Below are 24036 nucleotides of genomic sequence, written 5' to 3'. Positions count from 1 at the left end.
TGTAGTGCTGTGCACTCTTGTTGCCAAAAACGGTGCAGTCTTAATTGCCAAAAACTGTGCATTGTTATTTCCCGATTACAAGTGGCACGGTTTGACCGAAATCACTGGCACTCTCCCTCCGAAATAACCACATATCTGTCCCTGGAAATAATCCGTATCTTATCCCGCTGTTTAAGCCAGTTGGTAAGTGTAGCTTCTTCACGATCAGCAAGCAGGCCAATCGGTCTGTTTGTTGCTAAGTCTACGAGTATACTGCCGTAACGTTCCCGTTTCCTGATGGCCCAGTCATCTATGCCCAAAGCTTCCACTTTATCGCTTTTGGGAAGTTCTGTCCGGTCTATTATACGTAATAAGGTTGTATCACTTACCGGTATAGAAAATTCACCACATATCCTTTCGGCAGATTTTCCACCGGCTTCGATCGCTATGTTCAGTAGTCTGGCCTGTAATCTCTCCGTTTTCCTCTGATATGACCGGAAATGGTTGTCGAACCTTTCGGTAAATACCTTTAATGGACATTCATCGGTGAGACAATAAAACTTACGGGCCCTGAGAAATATTCTCGAGGATTTTCCGAACGAGGGTAGATCATTAAACTTTCTGGTGTAATAGCTGTGTATCTTTGAAGATACCAGACAACAATTCGGACAGACACTTCCTTTTTGGGTGCTCTGCACATAAATATTAAGCCTGTCTATTTGGTTATCTACTGAAATGACCCGGAACCTGTCACCGGAATTGAAGATTATTTTGGTGGCATTCATTAGTAATATAACGAATCCAAACGCTTGATCTCATAGCTTTACCACCAAAAGTGGGGAAGAACCACTTTTCCCGGAATATTCATTCAATAAGTCCCGTATCAGTATTGGCGTTAATCTTTACAGAATAAATTCCGCTTTCTCTCCCTGCTTGACTGGCGTATAGTTCACTAGTCCCAATAATTTGTCGATTCCCAGCCTTCAAATTAAAGTAATAATGTCCATTCGCGGAAGTTTTTCGTACAAAATTTGCGTCTTCTTTAGCATTTTGTATAACAGATTTTATTCCATTTTCGCATGCGGATTTTGTAGCGTAACCTTCGCTTGCCAAAATGATTTGACCGTTAGCAGCTGCTAATCTGAACTGATACTCTCCATTTGAGCGTCTCGATATAATGAATTTACCCATAAGCACGCTAGTTAATAAAATTTTTGTTTATTTCAAGGATAAGATGATCTATTCCGTTTTTCCATTTTTCTACCTTTTGCACGTTTATAGATTTGATCTTATGAATGTTTCCATTGACGTGGTCCCTGTCCGCTCGATCTTCCTAATCACTTTATGTGTATTGTCAAGTCTTATTAATTTGTAATCTGAGCTGGCTAAATCTTCGTTCCTTTTTTGAAGGTAATTATTATTTCCAACGATCTACAATGGTATTTCATTTTGTAAATATTATACATTCATCCATTTTTTCATATTTGCTTGTAAACGTGCTTGCTTATCTATCGTCAAAAAATTCAGCCGGCCACTAGGGTGATTTCTTATGTTTTTTATATGCGGATACGTAGCCCACAAAAAATTTCTAAATAAATCATCATTGCCACATTCCACTATTCGGTAGGTATCTTCTGCCAATAGAAACAGATTATGCTCAAATTCCCTTCTCGATTTAGGCGGAGGCATTCCATATTTACTCTTCTCCATTTTCTTTTGATTTTAATTCTTTTTGTTGCACCATATTGGCAACTGAATTTGCCATCAGCCTGGCCATTTCATCAACTGTATGAAGGTTAGCTCTTCGGTTAGGCGCTAATCTGGCATTTTTTATCCCTTTAATTGATTTGACGTTCGATCTGTTAATCATTACCTGGTCTCTTTCAAAACCTTCGGATAAAAAATGCATGTTCCGTTCAAATTCTTTTCTACTGTTCGGCATCTTTTCTGTTTTTAAATTCTGGTCTGTCGAAATTTGCCAATGAATTAGCTAATAGTCGTGTTGAGTCATCAATAGTCAGAAAATTGGTTCGTCTGTTCGGTAATTGTTTTGCGTTCAGCAAGCTATTGAGCATCCTCCGACTAGGCGGTAAATGAAATCTTCCTTTCTCAATACTCTCGGCTAAAATATCTATATGCCGTTCAAATTCTTTTCTGTTGCTTGGTGTAATCATCTTATTAACTCCTTTTGTTCAAACACATCAATGTACCTGGAATCGTAGCCAAAAGATATTTGCCAAATAAGCTTATACCCGGCTTTCAGCGTTTCGATCTTGGCTTTTGTTACGGTTGTATAATAACCTGTTTTTTCAGCAACCCCCTGTTCTCTATTATCCCAATTTCTTCCTTTACGCCAGTATACAGATTTAGTATTGTCTTTGAGATTTGGGATTAGAGTACCTAGAATTGTAGTCATTACAGCTGGTACCAACTCACTTCCGGTAACATTACCCGCATATTCACTCTTAATAAATAGCGGAATTATATCTTCTTCCTCATAAACACTATCAGGATAACCATTCGCCGGAAAAGTTGGCCAAGGATAAGAGTGACGTTTTGCAGAGAATTTTGCCATAGGGATCAGATAGGCTGTAAGCTCAATTTTTTCTTTACCGCTACGGCGAGATTCCGAATGCTGTGTAGCGTAATAGTTCAGTGGAAGCTCACCATCAACTAATAGTTTGTCAAAAGCAATATTTCCGGTTTCAAAAAAATCTTTTACAGCATTTTCAAAAGTTTCATTACTGCTATTAAACTGAGGTGCTAATTTGTTTTCAGGGAACGTAGGTTGATAAAACCGTAAGATATTAGCAACTTTCTCCCTGTCACTGAGTGTAGTGCAAGTGCACACAGCAACATTTAAAGCATATCTCAAAAGAGTATCAAAATCCGAAACAAGGGAGATGTCGTTATGATCATTAAAACTCCGATCAATATATCTACTTGCTTTCTGACTATCCTCAATAGATAATGAGGCTAATGCTTTTACCTGTCCCACCAATGCCTCAGCAAACTGTTTGGTCAAAATGTTTAACTCATTAAGCTCATATATGGGATCACTTATCGGTTCCAAATACTCTTCTTCAAACACTATTTCCCCTTTGCTCTTATTAGAGGTAGCAAAAGTTTGCTCAAATTTTGCAATCAACTCATCCAAATCATTAATGCCGTTATTTTTAAGTTCGGCAAGAGATGCAAGAATGGCTTCCCTTATCATAAAGTGATTAAGTTTCAATATCTCTTGTTCCCTTTCTTCCAAAGCAGTTTTCAGATTTTCAGCAAAACCATCAGGATTTAAATTTGAGAGTTGATGAATAATAGAAGCGGAAAATTCTTTTGAGATGCTATAGCCGTCGCTAAGCAGCTCGTTAATTAGTTCTCTCATAATAATGCCTGGGTTAATGGAGCCGAGCCAAACCAAGGTTTCAATAACCCTATTTTTTACAACTAATGAAGGATGATTTAAAAACCAAATAAGGAACTTTAGTAAATGATCGTCTTGTTCATGGGTGTTTACTTTATCGGCTTGTTGATTCAGCCACTCATACCTATCATAAAAATGCTGCCCAGTTCTCACCATCAAATTAATATGCTCCAGGACAGTTTCTAAGATCAATTGCTTTTCTTGCTCATCATTTATATTCCGAAGCAATGAAATAATTTGGTTGGCAATTACCCATTCTTCAAAATAAGGTTCATTAATAATCAGTTGTTTTATGTCTTTGATAAATTCTTCAGAGTTATTGTACGTTTCGGCAAAAAGATTTCTTATGTCATTTATTTTATTGGAGTAGTTAAATGACCATATTCCATATTTTTCATCCTGAACTTTTTGCAATGCGTCGATTATCACTTTTCTTGCACCGCTTTTATTTTCTGTATCAATCTTCCTCTGTGCCTCGCCTTTTGCAATAATTAGTTCGTTAAGAGGATCTTTCTCTTCTCGTTTAGGAGTTGAAGGTTTTCTTTCTTCTTCAGTTTCTTCTTTTGAAGGTTGATTTGGTTGCATTCCAACCGCTTCTAAATACGGGTTCAATTTCTCAAAATTTGAAGTGCTCAATTCGCTAAACAATTCCCGTAGATACTCATATCGAAATTCATCGCTTATTTCAGCAACCAGAAACCGAGCCAGGCGCTTAAATACTATGTCTAACTTTTCTGGTTCACTTTTTTCCCAATGATTTAGAATACCTGCCTGAATCTTTGCATAACCTCTGATATATCTATCATCCCCAAGCATAAACAATTCACTAAGTCCCCAAACGATAAGGGAACCTGAATCTTTAAAATTCCGCAACATGTCCAATATACCACTCTGCTCTTCAATTGCCCTGGCTCCCAATATATACCCCTCGCCTGTGTAAGGCATATCAACCGTCCCCGACTCAGCATTAGCAATAATGGTTTGATGATCCGGAAGCAACAAATGTTTAAAGTATTCTATTGACTTGTTTAAAAACCCGACTTTGGCCAAATCGCCGACAAACTCTTCCTGCTGCTGTTTCACATATCGTTGGAATGTCATCTCGCCGGATGCATTATGAAGATGCGCTGCGAACTTCTGGAGGTAGGAAAGATTACCATCCTTAGGGACAATATTTGAAACAGCAGTATTTATAATTCCCAATTGAGCTTCTTTGTACCATGATGGCCCCATAGAGGTATCAATCATTTCCTTAAATGCTTGTCTAGCCTTATCCTCATTCTTTAAGAGCGCATACAATTCAACTAATCTCAACAGGTATTCATTTCTCTCCCATCTATTTTCTACAGTATTTACAACATGCTCTTCTAACACTTTTGCTACTTTGAAAGCAGACACTTCATGTTTGGCTTCCTTAGCTAATTCCCTGGCAATAACAAACAAGCTATCGGTATAACCTTCGGTGTATAGCCCAAGCTGATATGGCTTCTTATTGACTATTTGCTCAACAAAAACGGGAATATAATCGGGGAAAGCATCTATCAATAAATGAATCAGGCTTTTGTAGATGACCGGGTAAATCAATTCAGGAAGGGCATAGCTTCTCTTCCAACTCATCCTATCTCTTAAGTCCGGAATTAACTTTTCAATTAGCGCGGTTAGTTTACTCTGAAGCTGTTTGACCTCTTCATTCCTGCCGTCAATTTTATAACGCTTTACTTTTCCTGCCAGGAAGCATAAATGCTTAAAAACTGATTTTATACTTTCTTCCCAATTGAATGAGTACCCATATTGTGGCAGTGCCGGATATTGGCCTACAGTATCAAAATACCCAAGACTTTCTGCATTGAGCGTAAACCGATGTATGGATTGATGATTTAAGTCAACGCCATTTTCTTTTCGCAAATCGAATTCTTCAGCATCTGGGAAAACATTCCGGTATAGACTTTCGATAAGATCAAGTCTCTTTGATCTTCCTAATAAAATATAAAGTAAAAAGAAATGATAATCAGGATGAGTACCATATTTGTCAATCACGTACTCTAAATCTTCTATCCAGGCAGGAATATTATCTTTTGTTTTAATAATTGGACTTTTTCCTTGAAATTCTAATGCGTGGTATATGCTTATTGCAATAAAGCCACTTGACTTATCATCAAAAGTGAACTTATCCTCAGTTTCTTTAGTAAATGGGGGTAGATTAAATCTCCAGATAAGATAGCCGCTATTATAAGAACCTATATCATCTTTAAATTTATGTATAGCTTCTTTTGGATTACCACTTGCTTCAATCATTTTAATCGCCGTTTTCTTCAAGTGCCCAAACTCATGAAAAGCATTTTCAAAATCAGAGTTTGACGATAAGGTAACAGCACTGAATTTTAATTGGATAAATCGATTGAAGGTATCAGTATCAAAGCCACTTTCTACTATATTTCTACACGTCTGATTAATTGCATTTAATAAGATTTCAGCTTCTTCATCTGCTCCATATTCATAAAATTTTTGCAAAAGGTATAATGCATCTCCATGAGCCGTTATTAACGTTTTATTGCGTACAACATACCTTATCGCTTCTTCCGGTCTGCCTAAAGCCAGTAAAGCATTGACAAGAAAAATGGCGTTCTCTTGAAAAAGTGTATTGTACCTAAAATTCACCCGTTGCGAAAGAAGCAATAAAGAAATGACTTTGTGCGCTATCCCCAATTCGGCGGCAAGACCAATTACATTTTTAACGTCAACCAAAACAATATCAGGGTTAATACTGTTTAATGCACATTCATCAATCCATGTCTGGTTACATTCATCTAATGCGCTTCTTTTAGTTTGCTCATCTCCATTTGCCAAGTGATACACTTTCTCAGACAGGCTAAAATTTGTCTGAGGATGTTTTTGAATATAATTACTTATGTTTTTATGTACCTGTTCGTCTAATTCATTTGTCTTTTTATTTACAAAATCAGAAAAAGAGGTGTGGTAAATACTTATCGCCTCATTGTCTCTTAACAAGTGTTCGATCTTCTTAAAACCTGACAGGAAAATGTGTTTCGTAGCCTCGGGCTGTATTTCTGATAAGGTTTTCTTATCTACCGGTACTCTTAACCTTGATAAAGTAGCTGCTAGCCAGATTTCTTCCGGGTGATCATTTATTTCCAGCCAGATTTTGTTATAATAGTTTTCTATTTCTCCACCAATTACAGGAATGGAGCTTATCCAATCATCGATGGAAGGTATTTCTTCCATTCCTAAGATATACTTGGTCAAATACCTTAAATAAAGAGGATGCCCTTCTGATTTTTCTGCCAGTGCAGTTATTTGATTTGTGTTAAGCCCTATTTCTTTTATATGCTCGGAAAGATATTTTTCCGCATTCTGAATTGACAGTGGTGTAACCTTAATTTCTTTTGATGTATCAATTGCGGTCTGGAATGCATTAGGTAATAACTCTTTTGATGTACATGAGAAAATCACCTTGATATGTGGAGGCAACTTACCAGGCAAGACGGAAAGAAAGTTCTCTATTTGGGATTTGCTAACATCATCCAAACCGTCTATAATCAAAAAGGCTATTTTCCCTTGTTGTTGATAATGTAAGGATAACTGCTGTATCGCCTGGTGAATTTCTATTATCCTGTCATTTAGTGTTTTTTCAGCTTTGGGTTTGGGTGGCGGACTATTATACAGGGTACGGTGACAAACTTCCTCTACCCATTTCATAAAGAAATCTGGTGTCGCCCTGATTTGTGTTGGAATTTCTTCGCTCTCCGGAACTTTCACAAAAAACCTATCGCTTATAATGTGATTGCCAGCCTCAAATTCCAATTGAGCAGCTATTGTAGTTTTACCTGAACCCGGGCTGCCACTTACCAAAAAATAACTCCCATCAATTTGCGCTGCAACGACATCATTTATTTTTTGTAGCACTTCCTCATTGGGCGTAGTGTCTGATATATCACTTTCTATCGAATCTGGTATAGAATGCCCTTTATCGATAGTGACAATGATGTGGTGCTTGTTCAAAATCTCAGTAATACTACTGATACTTGTTGCACCGAGTGTTCCTACGGTATCATACCCAATAACTCCTACTACATGCCCATTCATTACCAGCGGTGCACCTGACAATCCATCAAATTGTTTTATATTGCTGTATTGTTCACATTCTAAATCCACATCCCATTTTGTGCCTTCATTAGTCCGAGATACATTGCCGGTATATCTTCCACCAGAGTTTACCCTTTGTGTCGGGAAACCATAGGTTTCCCAATTTTCATTGTAGGGGATTTCTATTTTTTTTAAAGGAAGACCAGGAATAATAGTTGCAGATTGATTTTTAAGTTCCAGTATGGCCACATCACGATCTGATATTCTTTCCAAAATTTCCGCCTCTACTTCCTCATCATTTAGATATAGCTTCACTGGTTGCCCTTCAGGCAAATTATGCTCAGATGTAAGTAAAATTTGTTTATCTCCTTCGGTGACAACAAAAAAGGCTGTACCTGACTTGTTTCCGCAAGTGACCTGCACGGTTGCTGTTTCTATTTGCTTTGGGTTTAATATTTTTTGGCTCATAATGTTAGTGTATAAGGGTGCTGATCTAGGTAGTGGATTGAGTAATTATATTTCTCCTTCCAATCTTTCCTGTCAAAATATTTTGAATTAGCAGTGATATAATTAAAGTATAGATTTCTATGAAAATCTACCTTCCTGGTAATGATATGTGCTATCGTTTCCTTGTCCGGGTGATTATGCTTTTGACCATTAGTAGAGATAAGATACCTTTCTGAATCAATTTTATTCAACAACTCATGGCTGATATTACCGAAGCTGCCATGATGGGAAACTTTAATTAAATCAAAAATTATTATGCCCTCTTTTTGATATTCATTTAGGGAATGAAATATCAAGCTGGGATGGGCATCGGCAAGAAAAAGCATTTTTTTGTTTTGAACCTGTAAAATAAAGGCAATGGAACTGCCATTTGTGGCCGTATCATCTTCATCAAAAGGTGTCTTTAATAATTCTTCAAGAGTTTCTGCTGTAGCAGAAATTTGCTTTGGGGCTACATCAGGCTTGTCCTTTTCCCATGACAAAAGCATCTCAAAAGCGTCATCATATAGTTCCGAATTGCCCGATTTGAAATTAGCATCATACCTTTTTAATTCATTACTCCATAGATTTTTAAGCTTTTCTAACTTTTGCTTGTCAGGGGATAGAAGGTAGATATTAGCATCAGGATTTAGTTCAATTTTGGACCTTTGTTCAATACAAATGGCCTGATTATTAAAGTCGCTATTCCATGAATATTTTCCTTGCAGCAGCGTTGCTCCAACTGCTGTACCTTGCTCTGCACTGATTCCTTGCTCTCCCTGTTTGCTTTCGTTTTGGGGATATCCTCTTCGAATTATTTGTTGCAAAATTCGCTCCTGCTTTACATCTGTTTGACCTTCCTTTTCTTCACGAAGATGACGATATGTATTATGCCAAACTTCTTTTATTGATATAAACTTTTCAGAATTATTATCTCTTAAAAGCCTTATTGCTCCTTGGATATGGTCAGCGTCAATATGTGTTAGAATTAGCTTTTCAAGGGTTCCTCGACTTTTGCCGATTTTTATTAAATCATTCTTTACATACTTTTGAAAAGTATCAACGTAGCCGCAATCAATAAGCAAATGCCTTTTCTCTTCTTCAGTTTCCTCGAAACTTATTAAGAAAGAATCGCCGTTTTTGGCAGGATATATTTTGACACAAACATCCATTTTACACTTCTTTTAATTGCAATAACTCCTCCACCAGTTGTACACCACTGTGCAAGGATTATGGTTAGAATAATCTTGCCTGCCTTCAAACCGTTCCGCTAATCTTTTCGCATTCAAAAATGCATCTTGTAAATTCCCTTGTCCTTTAAACGGAGCGTACATCTGCTCACTATTCTTTTCGTATCGAAAATCGCTGCCAAGTATTGGTTTAAGATGATTTTCGATCATGTCTTTATAAATCGCTGGGACATAGCATTTCGTAATACTGAAAATGAAGTAAATACTACAGCTCGAAAGCTTGGTTGCTCCAGGCGCAACCTACACTTAAATTGTGGCAGCGTTGGATAGCTCCGTTAAAATGCGGGGCCGAGACGCTATCCCTATTGGAGCTTGCACAAACTTTTCCATCTTGCTCGTGATGATTGTACATGCACTAATGGTTAAATACCTATTTGCTTGTTTTACTGCCTGTAATAAGTGTTGTTAGCTTATAATATTCTTCGGGCCTGCCACGTTTTCCTTTCTTATTACTTTCGCCAATTTTCTCGACATAATCCTTTAATTCGTCTGAAAATAAACCGGTGATGCGTGTCGATGTTTTTAGCTCTTTTTGGGTGCTGTCATCCAGTAAAGAAAACACTTCTGATGCAAGAAATTTACTCTTGTCTGTAACCTTCTCTAAAGCGTATAATACTTTACGGTTAAGATCCAATTTGTTATATTGATTCTCCTCTGGAACTCCAGCTTTTTTTCTCCAGTTAATTTTATCGACGGTTTTGCTTGGTAATTCTTCAAGTTTTGGTATTGGAAGATTTGGATTACCAAATTGATAGTACTTCAGATTGAAAACACTTGCTGTCGCTACTAAGGTTTTAAAGGTAGGTCCTGTTTTTGATTCTTTTAGATCTTTTACAAAGTCTCTTGTGCTGCCAGCAAGGCTAGAAATATCCATACTGTAAAGTCCAAAAACTCTCATGTATCTCTCAAGGATTGTTATAAACTCATCAAGCGCTATTTCGAACATTATTTTATTGAAAATATTTTAATATTTTATATTTATTGTCTATATTTGTATCGTATTGATAATGCGACAACAGGGAAGGGGCTTTAAACTCCTTCTTAACGGTGTCACTCTCGTCCAAAAACCGCTAAAATTTGTATACGAGAGGACTGCGGTTCATCATTATCTACTGGAAGTACTATCTTTGACGATATATTTACCAGTAGGGTGGACCGCCTGTAAGTCTTCTTGGATACAAGATTCGGATTTCGAGCAGATCTGATGACTGGTTTCTTAGCGGTTTCCAGGGCAAGAAGTTTGGCGGTTCGCCCTATTAGGTTTATACAAACCAAGGCTTCCGATTTCACCTTCTTGAGTTACATCGTTTCCATAAAATCAAAAGTTATGAAAACGAAAAAGACCAAACCAACTAATTATTTAAGCCGCAAGTCACTTGCGCATCCAATTCTAACGGTAAATCAGTTTCAGTTAAACCCTGAATCCCTTCAATCACTATTAAAGAACATCATCGCTTCACCTGAATAGAGGTGGATCAAAAGATAAAACAGATCGCGGACAGCATAGGGGAGAAGCATAAAAAGCTCAACCCGAAGCAGGCAATAAAAAGCCCATATCTCGGTCTGTCACCGACCCTATGTTTAAGTAAACCAAGCTTTGCTTAGGTTTTAGGATAGGCCCGGTTCTTTTGGTTTTTGCAATTAATCATAAAGATAAAGGCTTTCTTCTAAACCAGCAAATAATTTGTGTCCTCTTAGTGACATGGGTCGGTTTTTTTTAAATTTTTCAAACCTAAATCGAATTAAATCGACCGAAATGAAAGCATTTTTACGCTTAATGGGAGGGGTATGTGTTGTTTGGAAGCTATCAGTTCAAGCCCTCTCTGAAACATATAAAATAGTAAGTACGGCGCGCAAGCGATCGCTAACGATGGATGATGAGCGATTAGTGATAAATACTTTTCGCTTCTCAATGAGCGGTTTTCCGCTACGACTATTGCACATACAAAAAAATACTGAAAAAACCACCTGTAACTCGCGAGTTACAAGAAAACAGGGTCTAAGAAGGTTTAAAAGCATTTTTTGGTGGTTTTTTACCACTAAAATTTTCATAAAAAAGTGGTGGGAACTTAGTCGCCGACGCTCTTTTTCATCGCAAAATGGGGCTGACGGGAATGAGGCGATGATGTGGCGGAGACTGCCACGTCGTAAACTCCTCGCAGTGACGCATAGTGGTAAGGCCCTGCGCGCCCTTAAACCTTACAGCTTATACCTTATAACTCTAAAGATCTTGTTCTGTGTTTGTTTGGCACACGCCCGGCAGTCCTCCTCCCCGGAGGCTGCCCACGGCGTGGCTTTATCCACGGATTCTGTTAAACCCATACAGATAGGGGACACCGTTCCAGAAACCTTATGGCATATGCCTCTACAAATGGTAAAAGCAGGGCAGGAAGGAAGTACTACCGTAAAGCTCAATAATTATAGAGGCAAGCTTATTATACTGGATTTTTGGGCGACGTGGTGTACGGTTTGCTTGGCTTCTTTTCCAAAGATTGATTCACTTCAGCAGCGATTTAGTAACGAGGTGAAAATATTACTGGTTAACGCTTCCGAAAGTGCAGATCGAGTGCGGGCTCGTTTGCCGCTAAAGAGAAGGACGATGACCGTTGATATGGTTTATGAGAAGGAAGTACTGCGTCGGTCTTTCCCCTTTAGATCGATACCTCACCATATCTGGATCGGGTCGGACGGAAAAGTCGTTGCCATTACGAGTGGGAATAATACCGATACACGCAGTATTAGGAGTTATTTGAATGAACAGAAAATTGCTTTACCCACCAAAGTTGATCTGCAGGACTTTGATCCAAAGACGCCCCTCTGGTTGGAAGGGAATGGACGGCATCTGGATAAACTGACGGGCTATGCCTATGTCATGCGCTATATCCCGGGTATCCCGAATAGTTTTCAAAAGGAGGTGGATAGCCTCGGAAGGCTTCGCTCCATCCGGACGGGTAACCGTTCTATCGCCGATTTGTACAGTATTCTGGTAGGCGGCCTGGAATGGTATAACAATCCTTTTAACCAGGCAAACAGGATAATACTTGAAACCAAAAAACCGGCAGCACTGCAGCTTCCAAAGGATAAGGCAAGGTGGGACGATTGGAAACGGGAACATTATTATGTCTACGAGATGAGTGTGCCGGAAAACTATCAGGGTGATGGGGCGGATCTGATGCGGCAGGATCTGGAAAGGTATTTTCCCTATACCGGGAAACTGGAAGATCGGAGTGTGCCGTGTTTGGTCTTAAGCACCAATAAGCGCCACAATGATTCGAGAACCAAGGCGGAAAAACCACGCGTTCTAAAACAGGGAAGTAGCTTGGCGCTGATTAATCAACCGCTTGAGGTGCTGATACGTATTTTACAAAAGCAACTGAAAGCACTCAATTTACCTATTATGTCGGAGCAAACGCGCTCTTTTAACCTAAACCTTACATTAAATATGGAAACAACAAGCCTAAACCAGCTGAACAGAGAACTGGCCGCTTATGGCCTGGTACTGAAAAAGCAGAAACGGAAAATTCCAATGTTGGTAATCCGCGATAAGGAGGTAAAGCAATGAAAACTGCCTTATGCTCTCTGTTATTGATACTGGTAGGCGCTACGATTCATGTGCAGAGCCAAACACTAACGGGCAAAGTGCTGGATCAGGAAAACCAACAACCCTTACCTTGGGTAACCGTGCAATCATTGAAAACCGCCGAAGTCGTGCGAACGGATAGTTTGGGTAACTTTCGTTTACTGAAACAGGCCGTGGGCGATTCTATCCGCGCCAGCCTAATGGGTTATGAAACGGTGACGCTGGAATTGACTGATCTGTCTAAGCCAATCAGATTGCTGTTGACTAAAAGTACGCAGGCTTTAGAGGAGGTGACCATTTCGACTGGCTATTACTCCCTGCCGAAGGAAAGGGCTACGGGTGCCTTTACGCAGTTGGATAATGAATTGCTGAACCGTAGTGTGAGTACGGATATTATCAGTCGGCTGGAAGGAGTCACCAATTCGCTGGCTTTTGATCATCGGAATACCAGTCAAAGCCAGCCTGAGCTGCGTGTGCGCGGTTTGGGCTCGCTCTATGCCAATAATTCTCCCCTGATTGTGCTGGACAATTTTCCTTATGAGGGAGATATCAATAATATTAACCCCAACGATATTGAAAATATCACCATCTTGAAAGATGCGGCCGCTGCATCTATATGGGGTGCCCGTGCAGGAAATGGCGTCATTGTGATCAATACCAAGAAAGGACGTTATCAGCAGCCCGTCAGTATTAACCTGGTAAGCAACGTACAGCTAGCGCAAAGGCCTGACTTATTTTACAATCCGAATTTCTCCCGGTCGGTCGACTTCCTAGAAGTGGAACGCGCACTTTTTGAGAATGGCTTCTATCAGGAAAATGACTGGACGGCATTAACTCCTGCTGTGGAAGCGCTGATAGCGCATCGTGATGGACAACTGGATGATGCCGGGTTAAAGCAACGTTGGGACGAATTTGCGGCTACGGATGTAAGGCGGGAAGCGCAGGATCAATTGTACCGACATGCCCTTAATCAGCAGTATGCTTTGAACCTCCGTGGTGGTGGTGAAAAGTATCTCTTTTACACCTCAGCAGGTTTTGATAAAAATTTAAGCAGTACCGTTGGTAACAGCTTTCAACGGATATCGCTTAACTTTAATAATACCTTCAAAGTGTCGTCCGCATTGGAAATTTCTGCGGCTTTGGCCTATCTGCAAACCAGGGCTGAAAATAACGGACTGGAATTGTCGGGCATTCTTTCGGGAGCCAATCAGCAACTATACCCTTATGCAAATTTATTGGATGTGGAAGGGAATCCTGCAATGATTGCGCGGAATTATCGGAGTAGTTATATTGATGGGACTGTAAACGAGGGGTTGCTCGACTGGTCATATCGGCCCATGAAAGAAAGGGCGCTTTTTGATAATGTACAGAGGGGAAGTGAGGCGCGTCTGAATACAGGCCTGAATTACCGTTTTTTGAAGCATTTCAATCTCGATATTAAATATCAATATCAACGCCTGCTCAGCCGTAGTCGGGATTACGATGATCCGGATAGTTACCGGGTAAGGAACCTGGTGAATATGTATACGCAGGCGGACGGAACACGTGTTTTTCCGGAAGGAGCGATCTTGAAGTTAAATAACACGGAGACGCAGGCGCATGCGCTGAGGGGTCAGTTGAATTACAACCGGCAATTTGATGGACAGGAAATAAGTGTTTTGGCAGGCGCAGAGGTACGGGAGGCGAGAACCAAAGGCGATGGCATCGAATACTACGGCTATGATGATGAGGTGCTTACCTTTCAGCAGCAGTTCGACTTTCTTACGCGTTATCCTACAAGGCCCCGTGCTACCGCTCGTTTGCCGCTTCCGCTGGCGTCGATTACGGAGGGGCTTGATCGTTTTGTATCGGCTTTTGTGAACGCCGCTTATACCTATCAGCAGAAATATACCTTATCTGCCAGTGCCCGATGGGATGCTTCCAACCTTTTTGGTGTAAAGACAAACCAACGGGTGGTGCCCCTGTGGTCGGTAGGCGGAAAATGGCGTTTGGATAAAGAGGCCTTTTATGATTTTGAATCAGTTCCCTCGTTGGCTTTGCGGGTTACTTACGGCTATAACGGAAATATTGATCGTTCCATGACGGCCTTTAATACCGCTGTCTATAGTACCAATACCACTACAGGCCTGCGTCAGGCTTCCATCCGTAACGTAGGCAATCCAAACCTGCGTTGGGAGCGGATCGGTACCTTGAACCTGGGGTTAGATCTTGAAACAAAGAACGGTTTCTTGCAAGGTACCATAGATTATTTTATGAAAAATGGTAAGGACTTATTGGGCGATGTGTTGGTAGATCCTACCATGGGCTATGATATTTCTTTTGTGAATGCTTTTCGGATAAACAATGCCAGTTTACGCACGCAGGGTTTTGATGTCCAGCTGGGCGCTAATTTACTGAAACGCCAATTGGGATGGCGTATGGATATTTTAGCGAATTATGTAAGGAACAAAGTGACGGAATATAATGGACCGGAGAACTTGCTCGGATTTTCGTCCAACTACGGTATTCCCCCACAAAAAGGTAAATCACTCGATGCTTTTTATAGTACACCTTGGTATGGGCTGGATGGGCAAACGGGCGATCCTTTGGTAATGGTAGACGGGGTGCTGGGTACAGATTATGCAAATTATTGGCGAACGGTAGATAGCTACGACGATCTGATCTATAGCGGCTTAACGTTTCCGCCTTTTTCCGGGTCTTGGCGGAATACTTTTTCTTATAAATCATGGGCCTTAAGCTTCAATATTACCTTTAAAACCGGTTACCATTTTAGGCAGAGTGCCATCAGCTACGCTTCTTTATTGAATAGCCGCGTGGGCCACCGCGATCTGGAATACAGATGGCAGCAGCCGGGCGATGAGCGCTGGACAAATGTGCCGTCCCTGCCATTAAATGTAAACAGCAACCGGGAAAACAGCTATCTGACGGCGGAGATATTGGTACATCGTGGGGATCATATCCGTCTGCAGGATATCAATCTCAGCTACTCGTTCGCGGCTGCTGAACTGCGCAGATTGGGTATTAAGAGTGCGAAGTTATTTGCCTATGCAAATAACCTGGCTATACTTTGGCGGGCTAATAAATTGGGGGTAGATCCGGATAGGCCCAATGCTACTGTGCTACCTCCTCGTATGTTGGCTCTCGGTTTAAACCTTAACTTCTGATATAATGACAATACAAAAATGGATGGGGCTTTGCTTCCTAAGCTTCGTTGCAAGCGCCTGTGGAGATTATCTGGACATCAAACCCGACAAACGTTTGGTGGTACCCAGCACGTTAAAAGACCTGCAAGCAATTCTTGATAATTATTCGGTAATGAATATGGAATCGACCCCGTCTTTGGGGGTGGTAGCCAGCGATGATTATTACTTAACTTATAACGATTGGCAAACGGCCAATCTGAATGATCGGAACACCTATGCCTGGGAAAAAGATGTGTTTGAAGCCACAGATAACCGGCCTACGGATTGGTTTATTCCCTATCGTATGATCAATTACGCCAATATTGCGTTGGAAGGCCTTGACAAGATAGCACCAAATAATTCCGAACTTGCTGCATGGACTGCTATTAAAGGCAGTGCGCTGTTTTTTAGGGCTTGGGGCCACTACCAGTTGGCACAATTGTTTTGTAAGGATTATGATGCGGCTACAGCCGCACAAGATGCTGGATTGATTTTACGGCGGGAGTCTGATGTGGAAGCGACATTGAACAGAAGTTCTGTGCAGGATAGTTATGACTTCTTCTTGCATGATTTGCAGGAAGCAGCTGATTTATTGCCGGTACGGGGTGTTACCCCAGCTAGGCCTAGCAAAACGGCGGTTTATGCCTTGCTGGCGCGGATCTATTTACAGATGCGTAATTATGGGCTTTCCTTAGCCTATGCCGAGAATGCCCTAGCCTTACGGGGTGATTTGTTAGACTACAATACGCTCGATACTTCCTTGGCTTATCCAATTGAGCAGTTTAATGCGGAAGTGATCTTTCAGGCGAGTATGAATTACAAGGGAGTACTTTCATCAGCAAAGCTGCGTGTTGACTCGCTGTTATATGCGTCTTATGACGATGCCGATCTTCGTAAAACTGCATACTTTTGGGACAATAAGGGTGTGCTGACCTTCAAGGGATCATATGATGGGGCACTTCGCCTGTTCAGCGGTTTATCGACATCAGAAGTCTATTTGATCAAAGCAGAATGTGAGGCGCGTTTAAACAAGGAGATGGAGGCGAGACACACTCTACAAAAATTGCTGTTGATGCGCTATAGACGTGGGCAGATACCTTCACTTGTGGAGCCTCTTTTAACGCAGATTCTGAATGAACGGAGAAAGGAATTAGTGCTAAGAGGGCTGCGATGGTCTGATTTGCGACGATTGAATAAAGAGGAACCCTATCAGAAAACATTGCTAAGGCAGTTGGACAATCGGCAGCTGGTATTGCTGCCCAACAGTAACCGTTATATTTTCCCTTTTCCGGATATTGTCGTTTCATTGAATGGAGTGGAACAGAATCCACGGGATTAACGCAAATGGGACCATGTAAGTTAAGGCATGGTCCCATTTTTTTCCCTTGCGAAGGGTTTTCCTAAAAATTGGTTACGCTACTTTTATAGCGTTAAACAGAAGAAATTACTAAACCTTATGGCTGTTTTTCTTCGCGTTCTGTAAAGGCCATATCAAAAGAACTAAGCTCGCTTAGGTTACTGATAGGCGCGTCGTCAGTCGGATTCAAGTTGAAGTGTTGACGGTCCAATCCAATGGCACACAGTTCACCTGATCCCGGACAAGTAGTTTGCGGATCAATTGGATTTGCCTGCACCACACCGGTTGCTTCGTCCGCTTCGTACCAGTTGTAATCGGCTCTTGCGTTTGCACTTCCAGCCTTTACGGCTACGGTGCTTCCCGCGAGCACTAATGCGGCCATCATATAAAGGCCATTCTTTAAAATTGGGCTAGTTAATTTAGCCATAATGCGGACTTTTTATCCCGTCAAAAAGTTTCCCTTAAAATACGATTTAATTAAAAAAATAATGGTTATTTATTTGTTGCCAGTCTGGTTGGCCCACCCATCCGTCCGGCTTCCCCGAGGCTAGACGGATGCTGTATGTTGCGTGTTAAATAAATCCCCCAAACGGAGATAAAAAGGAAAAAGAGGTTGAAGAAAAAATGCTGTTTCCAGCTAAGGAACCTAATGACACTCCCACAAGCACAGGGCACCTTTTCCCAAAAGCCTAATAAGGCCATGCCGATGTAGATCGTAAAAGTGAACAACAATAAGGCGGACAGATACATGGCCCATTTGCGGGTTTTGTTATTGATTAATAGTAGCGCTACTACGGCAGTTTCTGCAAATGGCAACAGCCAAAGTAACGCTTGGGCAACGGCCGGTGGTAGTGGCTGACGAAGCATGCCTGCCTTGAAGCTGCTATAATCAACTAATTTATCGACTGTTACAGGCACCCATAATATCAATAATAAGAGTGCTGTGATGGTTGTAAAATGTGCTGTCTTCATATGCCTTTTTTAAATTAACCTCCAAGCGGACTGCCGATCTTTCTTTCCGTGATCGGCAGTCGGCCTGCGATGGAACGTTTTCTACCTTTCGTTTTCCATATTTTCAAAACTAGGCCATGGATGGGATAGGCAATGCTGCCTAGGTAGCTTTTGAAGCGGCTCTAGGTAGCATTTGTTTGAAACACTTAGGATCTAAGCTTTTTAAGTAGTTTTCTGAAAGTGTTGCGGTTTAAGTTGAGGTAGTCGGCCAGGATGTAATGGGGCACACGTTCCGCAATACCCGGATAGCGTAGCAAGAGCAGTTGAACACGGTGGATAGCAGCAGAGCGTAACCAGTAGCTGTAGTGAACTAAGCGTAGTTCGTACTGGGCAACAAGCTGGGTTAATAGGAGGTGGAGGGATGGCCATTCACCTAATAGCTGCTTTAGATGGCTGGCGGGTAATTGGAGAAGAACACTGTCGTCCAGTGTTTGCAAGCTTTCGGTACGCATGCCACCAAATAGGAAGCTATCTGCTTGGAAAATAACATCTCCTTTTTTCCAAAGAAAAAGGGTGTAGTAGTTTTGGGTGTTTTTATCATATGCAACGCTCCGGCTCACCCCACGTACTACATACCATAAATACCCTTCCTCAGCAGGGCCTGGATACTCCAGATAATGAAAGGCTGATACTTCTAATAAATTGACAAATTGGTTTAAACGTTCTGCGAGGTGGCGGGGTAGGTTAAAAGATTGGCTCAGTGAAGCCAGTGCGTCGCTAATATACTTTTCTTTCGCTGTCATGTCTAGGTTTTTTATCAGAAAGGAGCAAATAAAGAGCTTTTTAAAGCTTGATCAAGTGACGGGGGTGACACTGCGCGCCGGTTTTAAGAATTAGTGCTGCAATACGGCATAATAACAAGGCTATTTGGGTGACATAAAGTGTATTCTCTAATGTAAATTTTTGTAAAAATGCAATTTCGGTACCCGTAAAAGCAATTACGGTCGATTTATTTAGATTTTTTCGGAAAAAATTAGATGTTTGAACTGTGATCACCAAAATCTCATAGCTATTGAGTAGGTTAATACCGATGCCTTCGATAAAATCGGTACTTAAATTAAACAATAGATAAAATGTTAAAACCATTGATTTTACCTGAACAAGCCCTTGGATTCTCCGATCTGTGTTTTCGCTATGGAATCACCAGTTTGATTGACGATTGCGAGTATTGGGATCTTTAATTTTTTCAAGCACTGCCCGGCTCTAAGGGCAGTGCTTTTATAAACCATTTATGTAAATAATCATGTTAAACAATTATCAAAATAAGTTAGTCAGCCTGAAGCAGCGGCTGGCGAAGTCACCATGGAAACGCCATCCGCAGATGCTGAATGCTTATGCTTTCTTCAGTGCTAATCTAACGCATTTTATGCCTGGCATTCCGGCTACTTTGCATCAGAAATGGTTTAGTGAAGCCATTTTAAATAGGCAATGGAACAGACTTGATGAATCATTTTTTAACGATGAACACCCTTTTATAATTCAGGGATGGGATGAGGTATACTTGGAACAGTTGAGGGAACGCCCAGGATTGATCTGCACGTTTCATACGGGGTCTTACCGGCTAATTAATTATTTACTATACAGATCGCAAATTCCTTTAGCGTTGCTGATAGGCGATTATGCATATCGCGAGCAAAGGCAATTCTTTGATAAGATCAAAGAAGGGATGTGTTTTACTTCAAGAAAAACTGCCTTTTCAACATTAAATGCAACAGATCCAAAGGTGGCCTTTAAAATAAAACGTGCGCTTGAACAGGGATCGAATGTCTTAACGTATTTGGATGGGTACCAAGGAGCGCAGGCCATAACGGACGTCAATACCGTGCGCACACCTTTTTTAGCACAGCATCAATTGCTTCGGAGAGGTTTGCCTTACCTCGCCTACAAATTGGATGTGCCGATTTATACGCTTTGCTGTTTCCGCGAAGCAGACAAGAGTCTCCGCTATATATGGCTTGGCCCTTTTGAAAAAAAAGAGATGACATTGTCGGATTTTATTGAGTACACCTTGTATAAAATCTATAGTGGCTTTGCTTCTTACTTACAACATTATCCGGCACAATGGCAAAATTGGTCGAGCTTACACCTCTACGCCAATAGAAATGATTTTTTTGTGCCCGGAAAAAAGCGGCAAGAAAGTAGAATAGAACCTCAAGAGGCATTGCACGCTTTACTGGCCCTCGGTGATGATTTCTTTTTATTGGATAAGCTAACCTATAAGGCTTATCAAATCCCTCAATCTCAATTTAACTCTTTGCATCAACAATGGTACAATTAACACAGTTTAAACTATCGCCCGGTCAACAAAAACTGTTGGGCATCCAAGCAGCTTGTTGGTTACTTTATTTCGGTATGGTGTATATCGGCACCATGTTGAATTTTCCGCAACAACGAATCGGTACGCTTATTGGAATTTTTGTTCTAAAAGTGATTGTATTTTACCTTTTGCTAGGGATCCTATTTCTGGTATTCAATAAGAAGCATTGGTACAAAGGATTACTGCTATTGCTAATATTTTATTTTTTGGCAGCACCGGGTGCATATGTATATCTCTACAAGTTGATGGTTCATTTGGGTTTGAAGGTAAATCAAAAGGTGCCTCCACTAAATTGGAGTTTTCTAGGGCGCATGGCGAAGCATTATATTTTATTGGTCATTTTTGCTGTGGGGCTTTTTGTTTTTTTGAAATACCGCGCATACAAAAATAAGCAAATAGAAATGGCCATTGTTGAATATAAGACTAAGATGTATGCAGCGTTGATGGCGAAAGAACTAGAAAAGCTAAAGTACGACGTATTAGCGAAGCAAGCTGATCCGCACTTTGTGCATAATATTTTTAATTTATTCTTCGGAGAATTACTTAAATATTCGCCTAGTTGGGCCCAATTAATGGCCTCATTCTCTGGCCTAACGCGCTATACGTTTACACATGCGTCTCAAGGTACCCGCAAAATTGTCGTATCGAAAGAGTGGCAGCAGGTAGAAGCCGCTCTTGCTCTGCAACAAGCTCGTTTTCCGGAAATTCCAATCCTGAAACCCGAAGTGCAAGGAGCGTTTGCAGGCCAGCGTGTATTGCCCATGGCCTTCATTACACCCTTGGAAAATGCGTTTAAGTATGGGGATTTTACAGGCGATGGAGATGCGCTTTACATACAGTTACTTTTGACCGATGACCTGGTTGAATTTACCTGTAGGAACCGCTTTGATCGGCGGTCAAGACCGGTCACTTCAAGTGGAACAGGTTTGTCAAACTTAAGGAGAAGGTTGGAGATCGTATTTAAAAATGAATTTCAATTAACGGTGGCGGAAGAAGAAGGATATTTTACTGTAAAAATTAGCATTAACCAATAAATATGATAAACGAATACGCAATTAAGCAAGTCTTTAACTGCATGGTAGTAGATGATGAGCAAGCTTCTGTTACCATTGTGAAGAAGGACTTACACCATTCCTTACAATCCGAAGACACACGAATTTCAGGAACCCGACTACCGGACTATCAAAGAGCTGCCCAAAGATTTAATCGCTGTGCGGTTCCCCTCCGAAAGATTGCTTGACAGGATTGGATGGAACAGGCACTACGGATTTGAGCTTAGGCACGGACTGGATAAGCAGGGTTTGAAATTACAATTTACCGCAAAGCACATCCCCTGGGAAAAAACCTTTCTTGTTGATTTAATTAAAAGCAATCTCAAAGCCGATAAGAACCTGCAAAAAGCTGGCGAAAAGCAACAGCAAGCACAGTCAAAACAAAGCAAACCGAAAGGTCGCAAAATGTAACTGGAATGCCAATTTACTTATACTGGCTATGATGAAGCAAATCCGGAAAGTAATTTTCTATCTCTATTTTCCCTGTAGACATTTCCAATAGGTATTTCAGTTTTTCCGATATATACCGTATTGTTATCTACAGAATCTATTTTATTTACATTGATGATGTATGATTTACTGACCCTGACAAAGATACTTTTGGGAAGCAAATCATGGATCGTTTTAATATTCATCAGGGTCACCACTTTTTGATTTTCTATGTAGATAATCACATAATCCTTTAGCCCTTCAATATAGAGTATATCACTGAAATGCACCTTGAACATTCTGCGGTCTGCCTTTACAAAAATATAATCATCGGTTATGTGGCGTAAGGACACCATATTTTAGCTTTTCTACCTGTTCGATGAAATATTTTTCTGCAAGCAACCTTCCCAGTTTTTGGAAATTTGGAATTTCTTCAAATAGTTGTTCTATATCTATTTTAGAAATTATTACTACGGAGGATGACTTAAGCGCTTTGATATTTACTTCACTAGGAATGTTTTTTAAAAAACTATAGTAATCGCTCATCATATTTCCTGATGTAAAGAAATCAAGAACCTGCTCTTTTCCTGATTCTGATGCTTGCGAAAGAATGAGAGCTCCGCTTTCAACAAAAGCTATTTTGTTACACATGTTACCTTCGCGTATGAATAATTCATTTTTTAGTATTGTTTGTCTTTCAAACTTACTACTAATGATTTCTAGTTCTTTTGGAGTAAATTCCACATATTCTAACAAGGTATCTGTTATTTTATTTGTCATAATCTTTTTGTCAATACTATTTCATCTATGGTTGACACGCTCTTAAACTTGCAGCTAACGGTTTGGCGCTTGGCGAAGAAGTGGATTTCGGAGCACGAAACTATCTGCCAGCACTAAACTTGAATAGAAGTACAAAGCTCCAAGTTTGCACGTCACCCCGCCTGACGCAAAACCGGTGTGCTTGTTGCACAACTCAAATATAAATAAAAAACGTATCTTGTTTTATGCAAGGACGTAAAGATTTCACCCCGCAACTTTTTTATGAACTAAGTCTGGACAGATTGGTTCCAGCAGATAACTTTTATCGGCGCGTAAATCACGAGTTAGATTTACATTTTCTTTATCAATCGACTCAAAAATATTATGGTGTCGAAGGGTGTCAGAGCATTGACCCTGTAGTTTTTTTCAAGATTTTGTTGGTAGGTTATTTAAACAACATCAACAGTGATCGGGCTTTAATCCGTTATTGTTCCAATTGTTTGGATGTTCGTTTGTTTTTGGGCTATGACCTGAATAAAGATTTGCCCTGGCATTCTACCATCAGTCGCACAAGGCAACTTTTTGGTGAAGAAATTTTTTTGAGTTTATTTCAATCTGTTCTGAAAATGTGTGTCAACAAAGGCATGGTAAGAGGTAAACATCAGGCGGTTGACAGTGCCTTTATCAAGGCCAATGCAAGTATGGAATCTTTGTTAGAAAAGCAAGTTTTGGAAGATGCTTCGGTGTAAGCGAAATCATCGATTAATTCGTAGCCAGAGAAAACAGATTCGCAAACAGGGAACATTTTCAGGGCGAACGGTCGCAGTTCATTGTCTGCCATCAGGGTATCAAACTCATTACACCCTTCCCTTAAAAGACTGGCAGGGTTTGGCGTTAAGAGGTGACATTTTGCAGATTTCAGTAAAACATGAGGGATTGATTTTTATTTTTGTATACGTGATAATCACAAATAAATGAAAGCTTACGAGAGTTTAAATGAAACTTTATCGTTTTACGGAGTCCGGTTGTAATCTTACCCTAGCTAGCTACACCCAAAACTAAAGAATTCCAATCAGACTTGCTATTGCTATCCTGTTGGAATGTGG

At 40.5% G+C, this 24036-nt stretch carries 22 protein-coding genes; 7 read left to right on the top strand and 15 right to left on the bottom strand.

Annotation, left to right across the window (positions count from 1 at the left end; all coding sequences use genetic code 11):
• Nucleotides 1-101 precede the first annotated feature (101 nt).
• From EPX21_RS13200 to EPX21_RS13165, 9 genes are all read right to left on the bottom strand, one after another.
• The gene (locus tag EPX21_RS13200; RefSeq protein ID WP_134090166.1) at nt 102-764 is read right to left on the bottom strand and encodes a transposase family protein; all 663 of its coding nucleotides are present in this window, start codon (nt 762-764) and stop codon (nt 102-104) included.
• Nucleotides 765-843: 79 nt separating this feature from the next.
• Complete coding sequence (locus EPX21_RS13195; RefSeq protein WP_134090165.1) at nt 844-1170, bottom strand: YegP family protein; 327 nt, start codon at nt 1168-1170, stop codon at nt 844-846.
• A gap of 267 nt (nt 1171-1437) precedes the next feature.
• Nucleotides 1438-1689: a hypothetical protein gene (locus EPX21_RS13190; RefSeq protein WP_134090164.1), complete on the bottom strand. Its 252-nt coding sequence runs from the start codon at nt 1687-1689 to the stop codon at nt 1438-1440.
• Nucleotides 1676-1921, bottom strand: a complete 246-nt coding sequence (avs1c, locus tag EPX21_RS13185; protein ID WP_134090163.1) for an AVAST type 1 anti-phage system protein Avs1c — start codon at nt 1919-1921, stop codon at nt 1676-1678. Before avs1c (EPX21_RS13185) ends, EPX21_RS13190 begins: the two co-directional genes overlap by 14 nt.
• Nucleotides 1908-2153: an AVAST type 1 anti-phage system protein Avs1c gene (gene avs1c / locus EPX21_RS13180; protein WP_134090162.1), complete on the bottom strand. Its 246-nt coding sequence runs from the start codon at nt 2151-2153 to the stop codon at nt 1908-1910. Before avs1c (EPX21_RS13180) ends, avs1c (EPX21_RS13185) begins: the two co-directional genes overlap by 14 nt.
• A complete protein-coding gene (locus EPX21_RS13175) occupies nt 2150-7975 on the bottom strand; it encodes a serine protease (protein ID WP_134090161.1) in 5826 nt (1941 codons plus the stop codon). Before EPX21_RS13175 ends, avs1c (EPX21_RS13180) begins: the two co-directional genes overlap by 4 nt.
• Entirely contained in the window at nt 7972-9165 is a 1194-nt protein-coding gene (gene avs1a, locus EPX21_RS13170) for an AVAST type 1 anti-phage system MBL fold metallo-hydrolase Avs1a (RefSeq protein WP_134090160.1), read from the bottom strand. Before avs1a ends, EPX21_RS13175 begins: the two co-directional genes overlap by 4 nt.
• 283 nt (nt 9166-9448) lie before the next feature.
• A complete protein-coding gene (locus tag EPX21_RS22715) occupies nt 9449-9595 on the bottom strand; it encodes an RloB domain-containing protein (RefSeq protein WP_166670759.1) in 147 nt (48 codons plus the stop codon).
• 18 nt (nt 9596-9613) lie between these two features.
• The gene (locus tag EPX21_RS13165; protein ID WP_134090159.1) at nt 9614-10189 is read right to left on the bottom strand and encodes a hypothetical protein; all 576 of its coding nucleotides are present in this window, start codon (nt 10187-10189) and stop codon (nt 9614-9616) included.
• A gap of 810 nt (nt 10190-10999) precedes the next feature.
• On the opposite strand from EPX21_RS13165, the gene EPX21_RS13160 reads away from it, so the two are divergent.
• From EPX21_RS13160 to EPX21_RS13150, 3 genes are read left to right on the top strand one after another with little or no spacing between them, the layout of a single operon-like run.
• Nucleotides 11000-12805: a TlpA disulfide reductase family protein gene (locus EPX21_RS13160; RefSeq protein WP_166670758.1), complete on the top strand. Its 1806-nt coding sequence runs from the start codon at nt 11000-11002 to the stop codon at nt 12803-12805.
• Nucleotides 12802-15987 (top strand): SusC/RagA family TonB-linked outer membrane protein, encoded by a 3186-nt coding sequence (locus EPX21_RS13155; RefSeq protein ID WP_134090157.1) that lies wholly within the window; start codon nt 12802-12804, stop codon nt 15985-15987. Before EPX21_RS13160 ends, EPX21_RS13155 begins: the two co-directional genes overlap by 4 nt.
• A gap of 4 nt (nt 15988-15991) precedes the next feature.
• On the top strand, nt 15992-17344 hold the full coding sequence (locus EPX21_RS13150; RefSeq protein WP_134090156.1) for a RagB/SusD family nutrient uptake outer membrane protein: 1353 nt from the start codon (nt 15992-15994) through the stop codon (nt 17342-17344).
• Nucleotides 17345-17459: 115 nt separating this feature from the next.
• Here EPX21_RS13150 and EPX21_RS13145 read toward each other — a convergent pair whose 3' ends face one another.
• From EPX21_RS13145 to EPX21_RS13130, 4 genes are all read right to left on the bottom strand, one after another.
• Nucleotides 17460-17789 carry a hypothetical protein gene (locus tag EPX21_RS13145; protein ID WP_134090155.1) on the bottom strand — a complete coding sequence of 110 codons (330 nt, stop codon included), beginning with the start codon at nt 17787-17789 and terminating at the stop codon, nt 17460-17462.
• A 65-nt stretch (nt 17790-17854) separates the two neighbouring features.
• Entirely contained in the window at nt 17855-18334 is a 480-nt protein-coding gene (locus tag EPX21_RS13140) for a MauE/DoxX family redox-associated membrane protein (protein ID WP_206106069.1), read from the bottom strand.
• A gap of 185 nt (nt 18335-18519) precedes the next feature.
• Nucleotides 18520-19116, bottom strand: coding sequence for a Crp/Fnr family transcriptional regulator (locus EPX21_RS13135; RefSeq protein WP_134090154.1), 597 nt, complete (start codon nt 19114-19116; stop codon nt 18520-18522).
• Nucleotides 19117-19156: 40 nt separating this feature from the next.
• Nucleotides 19157-19459: a hypothetical protein gene (locus tag EPX21_RS13130; protein WP_134090153.1), complete on the bottom strand. Its 303-nt coding sequence runs from the start codon at nt 19457-19459 to the stop codon at nt 19157-19159.
• A gap of 157 nt (nt 19460-19616) precedes the next feature.
• Between EPX21_RS13130 and EPX21_RS13125 the strand changes: the two genes are divergently transcribed.
• The 3 genes from EPX21_RS13125 to EPX21_RS13115 are packed head-to-tail and all read left to right on the top strand — an operon-like array spanning nt 19617 to nt 21930.
• Nucleotides 19617-20651, top strand: a complete 1035-nt coding sequence (locus tag EPX21_RS13125; RefSeq protein WP_134090152.1) for a hypothetical protein — start codon at nt 19617-19619, stop codon at nt 20649-20651.
• The gene (locus EPX21_RS13120; protein ID WP_134090151.1) at nt 20639-21724 is read left to right on the top strand and encodes a sensor histidine kinase; all 1086 of its coding nucleotides are present in this window, start codon (nt 20639-20641) and stop codon (nt 21722-21724) included. The genes EPX21_RS13125 and EPX21_RS13120 overlap by 13 nt, the downstream gene beginning before the upstream one ends.
• A gap of 2 nt (nt 21725-21726) precedes the next feature.
• The gene (locus EPX21_RS13115; RefSeq protein ID WP_134090150.1) at nt 21727-21930 is read left to right on the top strand and encodes a hypothetical protein; all 204 of its coding nucleotides are present in this window, start codon (nt 21727-21729) and stop codon (nt 21928-21930) included.
• Nucleotides 21931-22179: 249 nt separating this feature from the next.
• Here EPX21_RS13115 and EPX21_RS13110 read toward each other — a convergent pair whose 3' ends face one another.
• Both EPX21_RS13110 and EPX21_RS13105 read right to left on the bottom strand, forming a co-directional pair.
• Nucleotides 22180-22527 carry a LytTR family DNA-binding domain-containing protein gene (locus tag EPX21_RS13110; RefSeq protein WP_206106068.1) on the bottom strand — a complete coding sequence of 116 codons (348 nt, stop codon included), beginning with the start codon at nt 22525-22527 and terminating at the stop codon, nt 22180-22182.
• A complete protein-coding gene (locus tag EPX21_RS13105; protein ID WP_028298641.1) occupies nt 22499-22951 on the bottom strand; it encodes a Crp/Fnr family transcriptional regulator in 453 nt (150 codons plus the stop codon). Before EPX21_RS13105 ends, EPX21_RS13110 begins: the two co-directional genes overlap by 29 nt.
• 224 nt (nt 22952-23175) lie before the next feature.
• On the opposite strand from EPX21_RS13105, the gene EPX21_RS13100 reads away from it, so the two are divergent.
• Nucleotides 23176-23679 carry a transposase gene (locus EPX21_RS13100; RefSeq protein ID WP_028298642.1) on the top strand — a complete coding sequence of 168 codons (504 nt, stop codon included), beginning with the start codon at nt 23176-23178 and terminating at the stop codon, nt 23677-23679.
• Nucleotides 23680-24036: the final 357 nt, after the last annotated feature.

This window comes from Olivibacter sp. XZL3, assembly GCF_004368405.1.
GTDB lineage: Bacteria > Bacteroidota > Bacteroidia > Sphingobacteriales > Sphingobacteriaceae > Olivibacter.
This window is presented reverse-complemented; position numbering and strand designations above follow the sequence as displayed.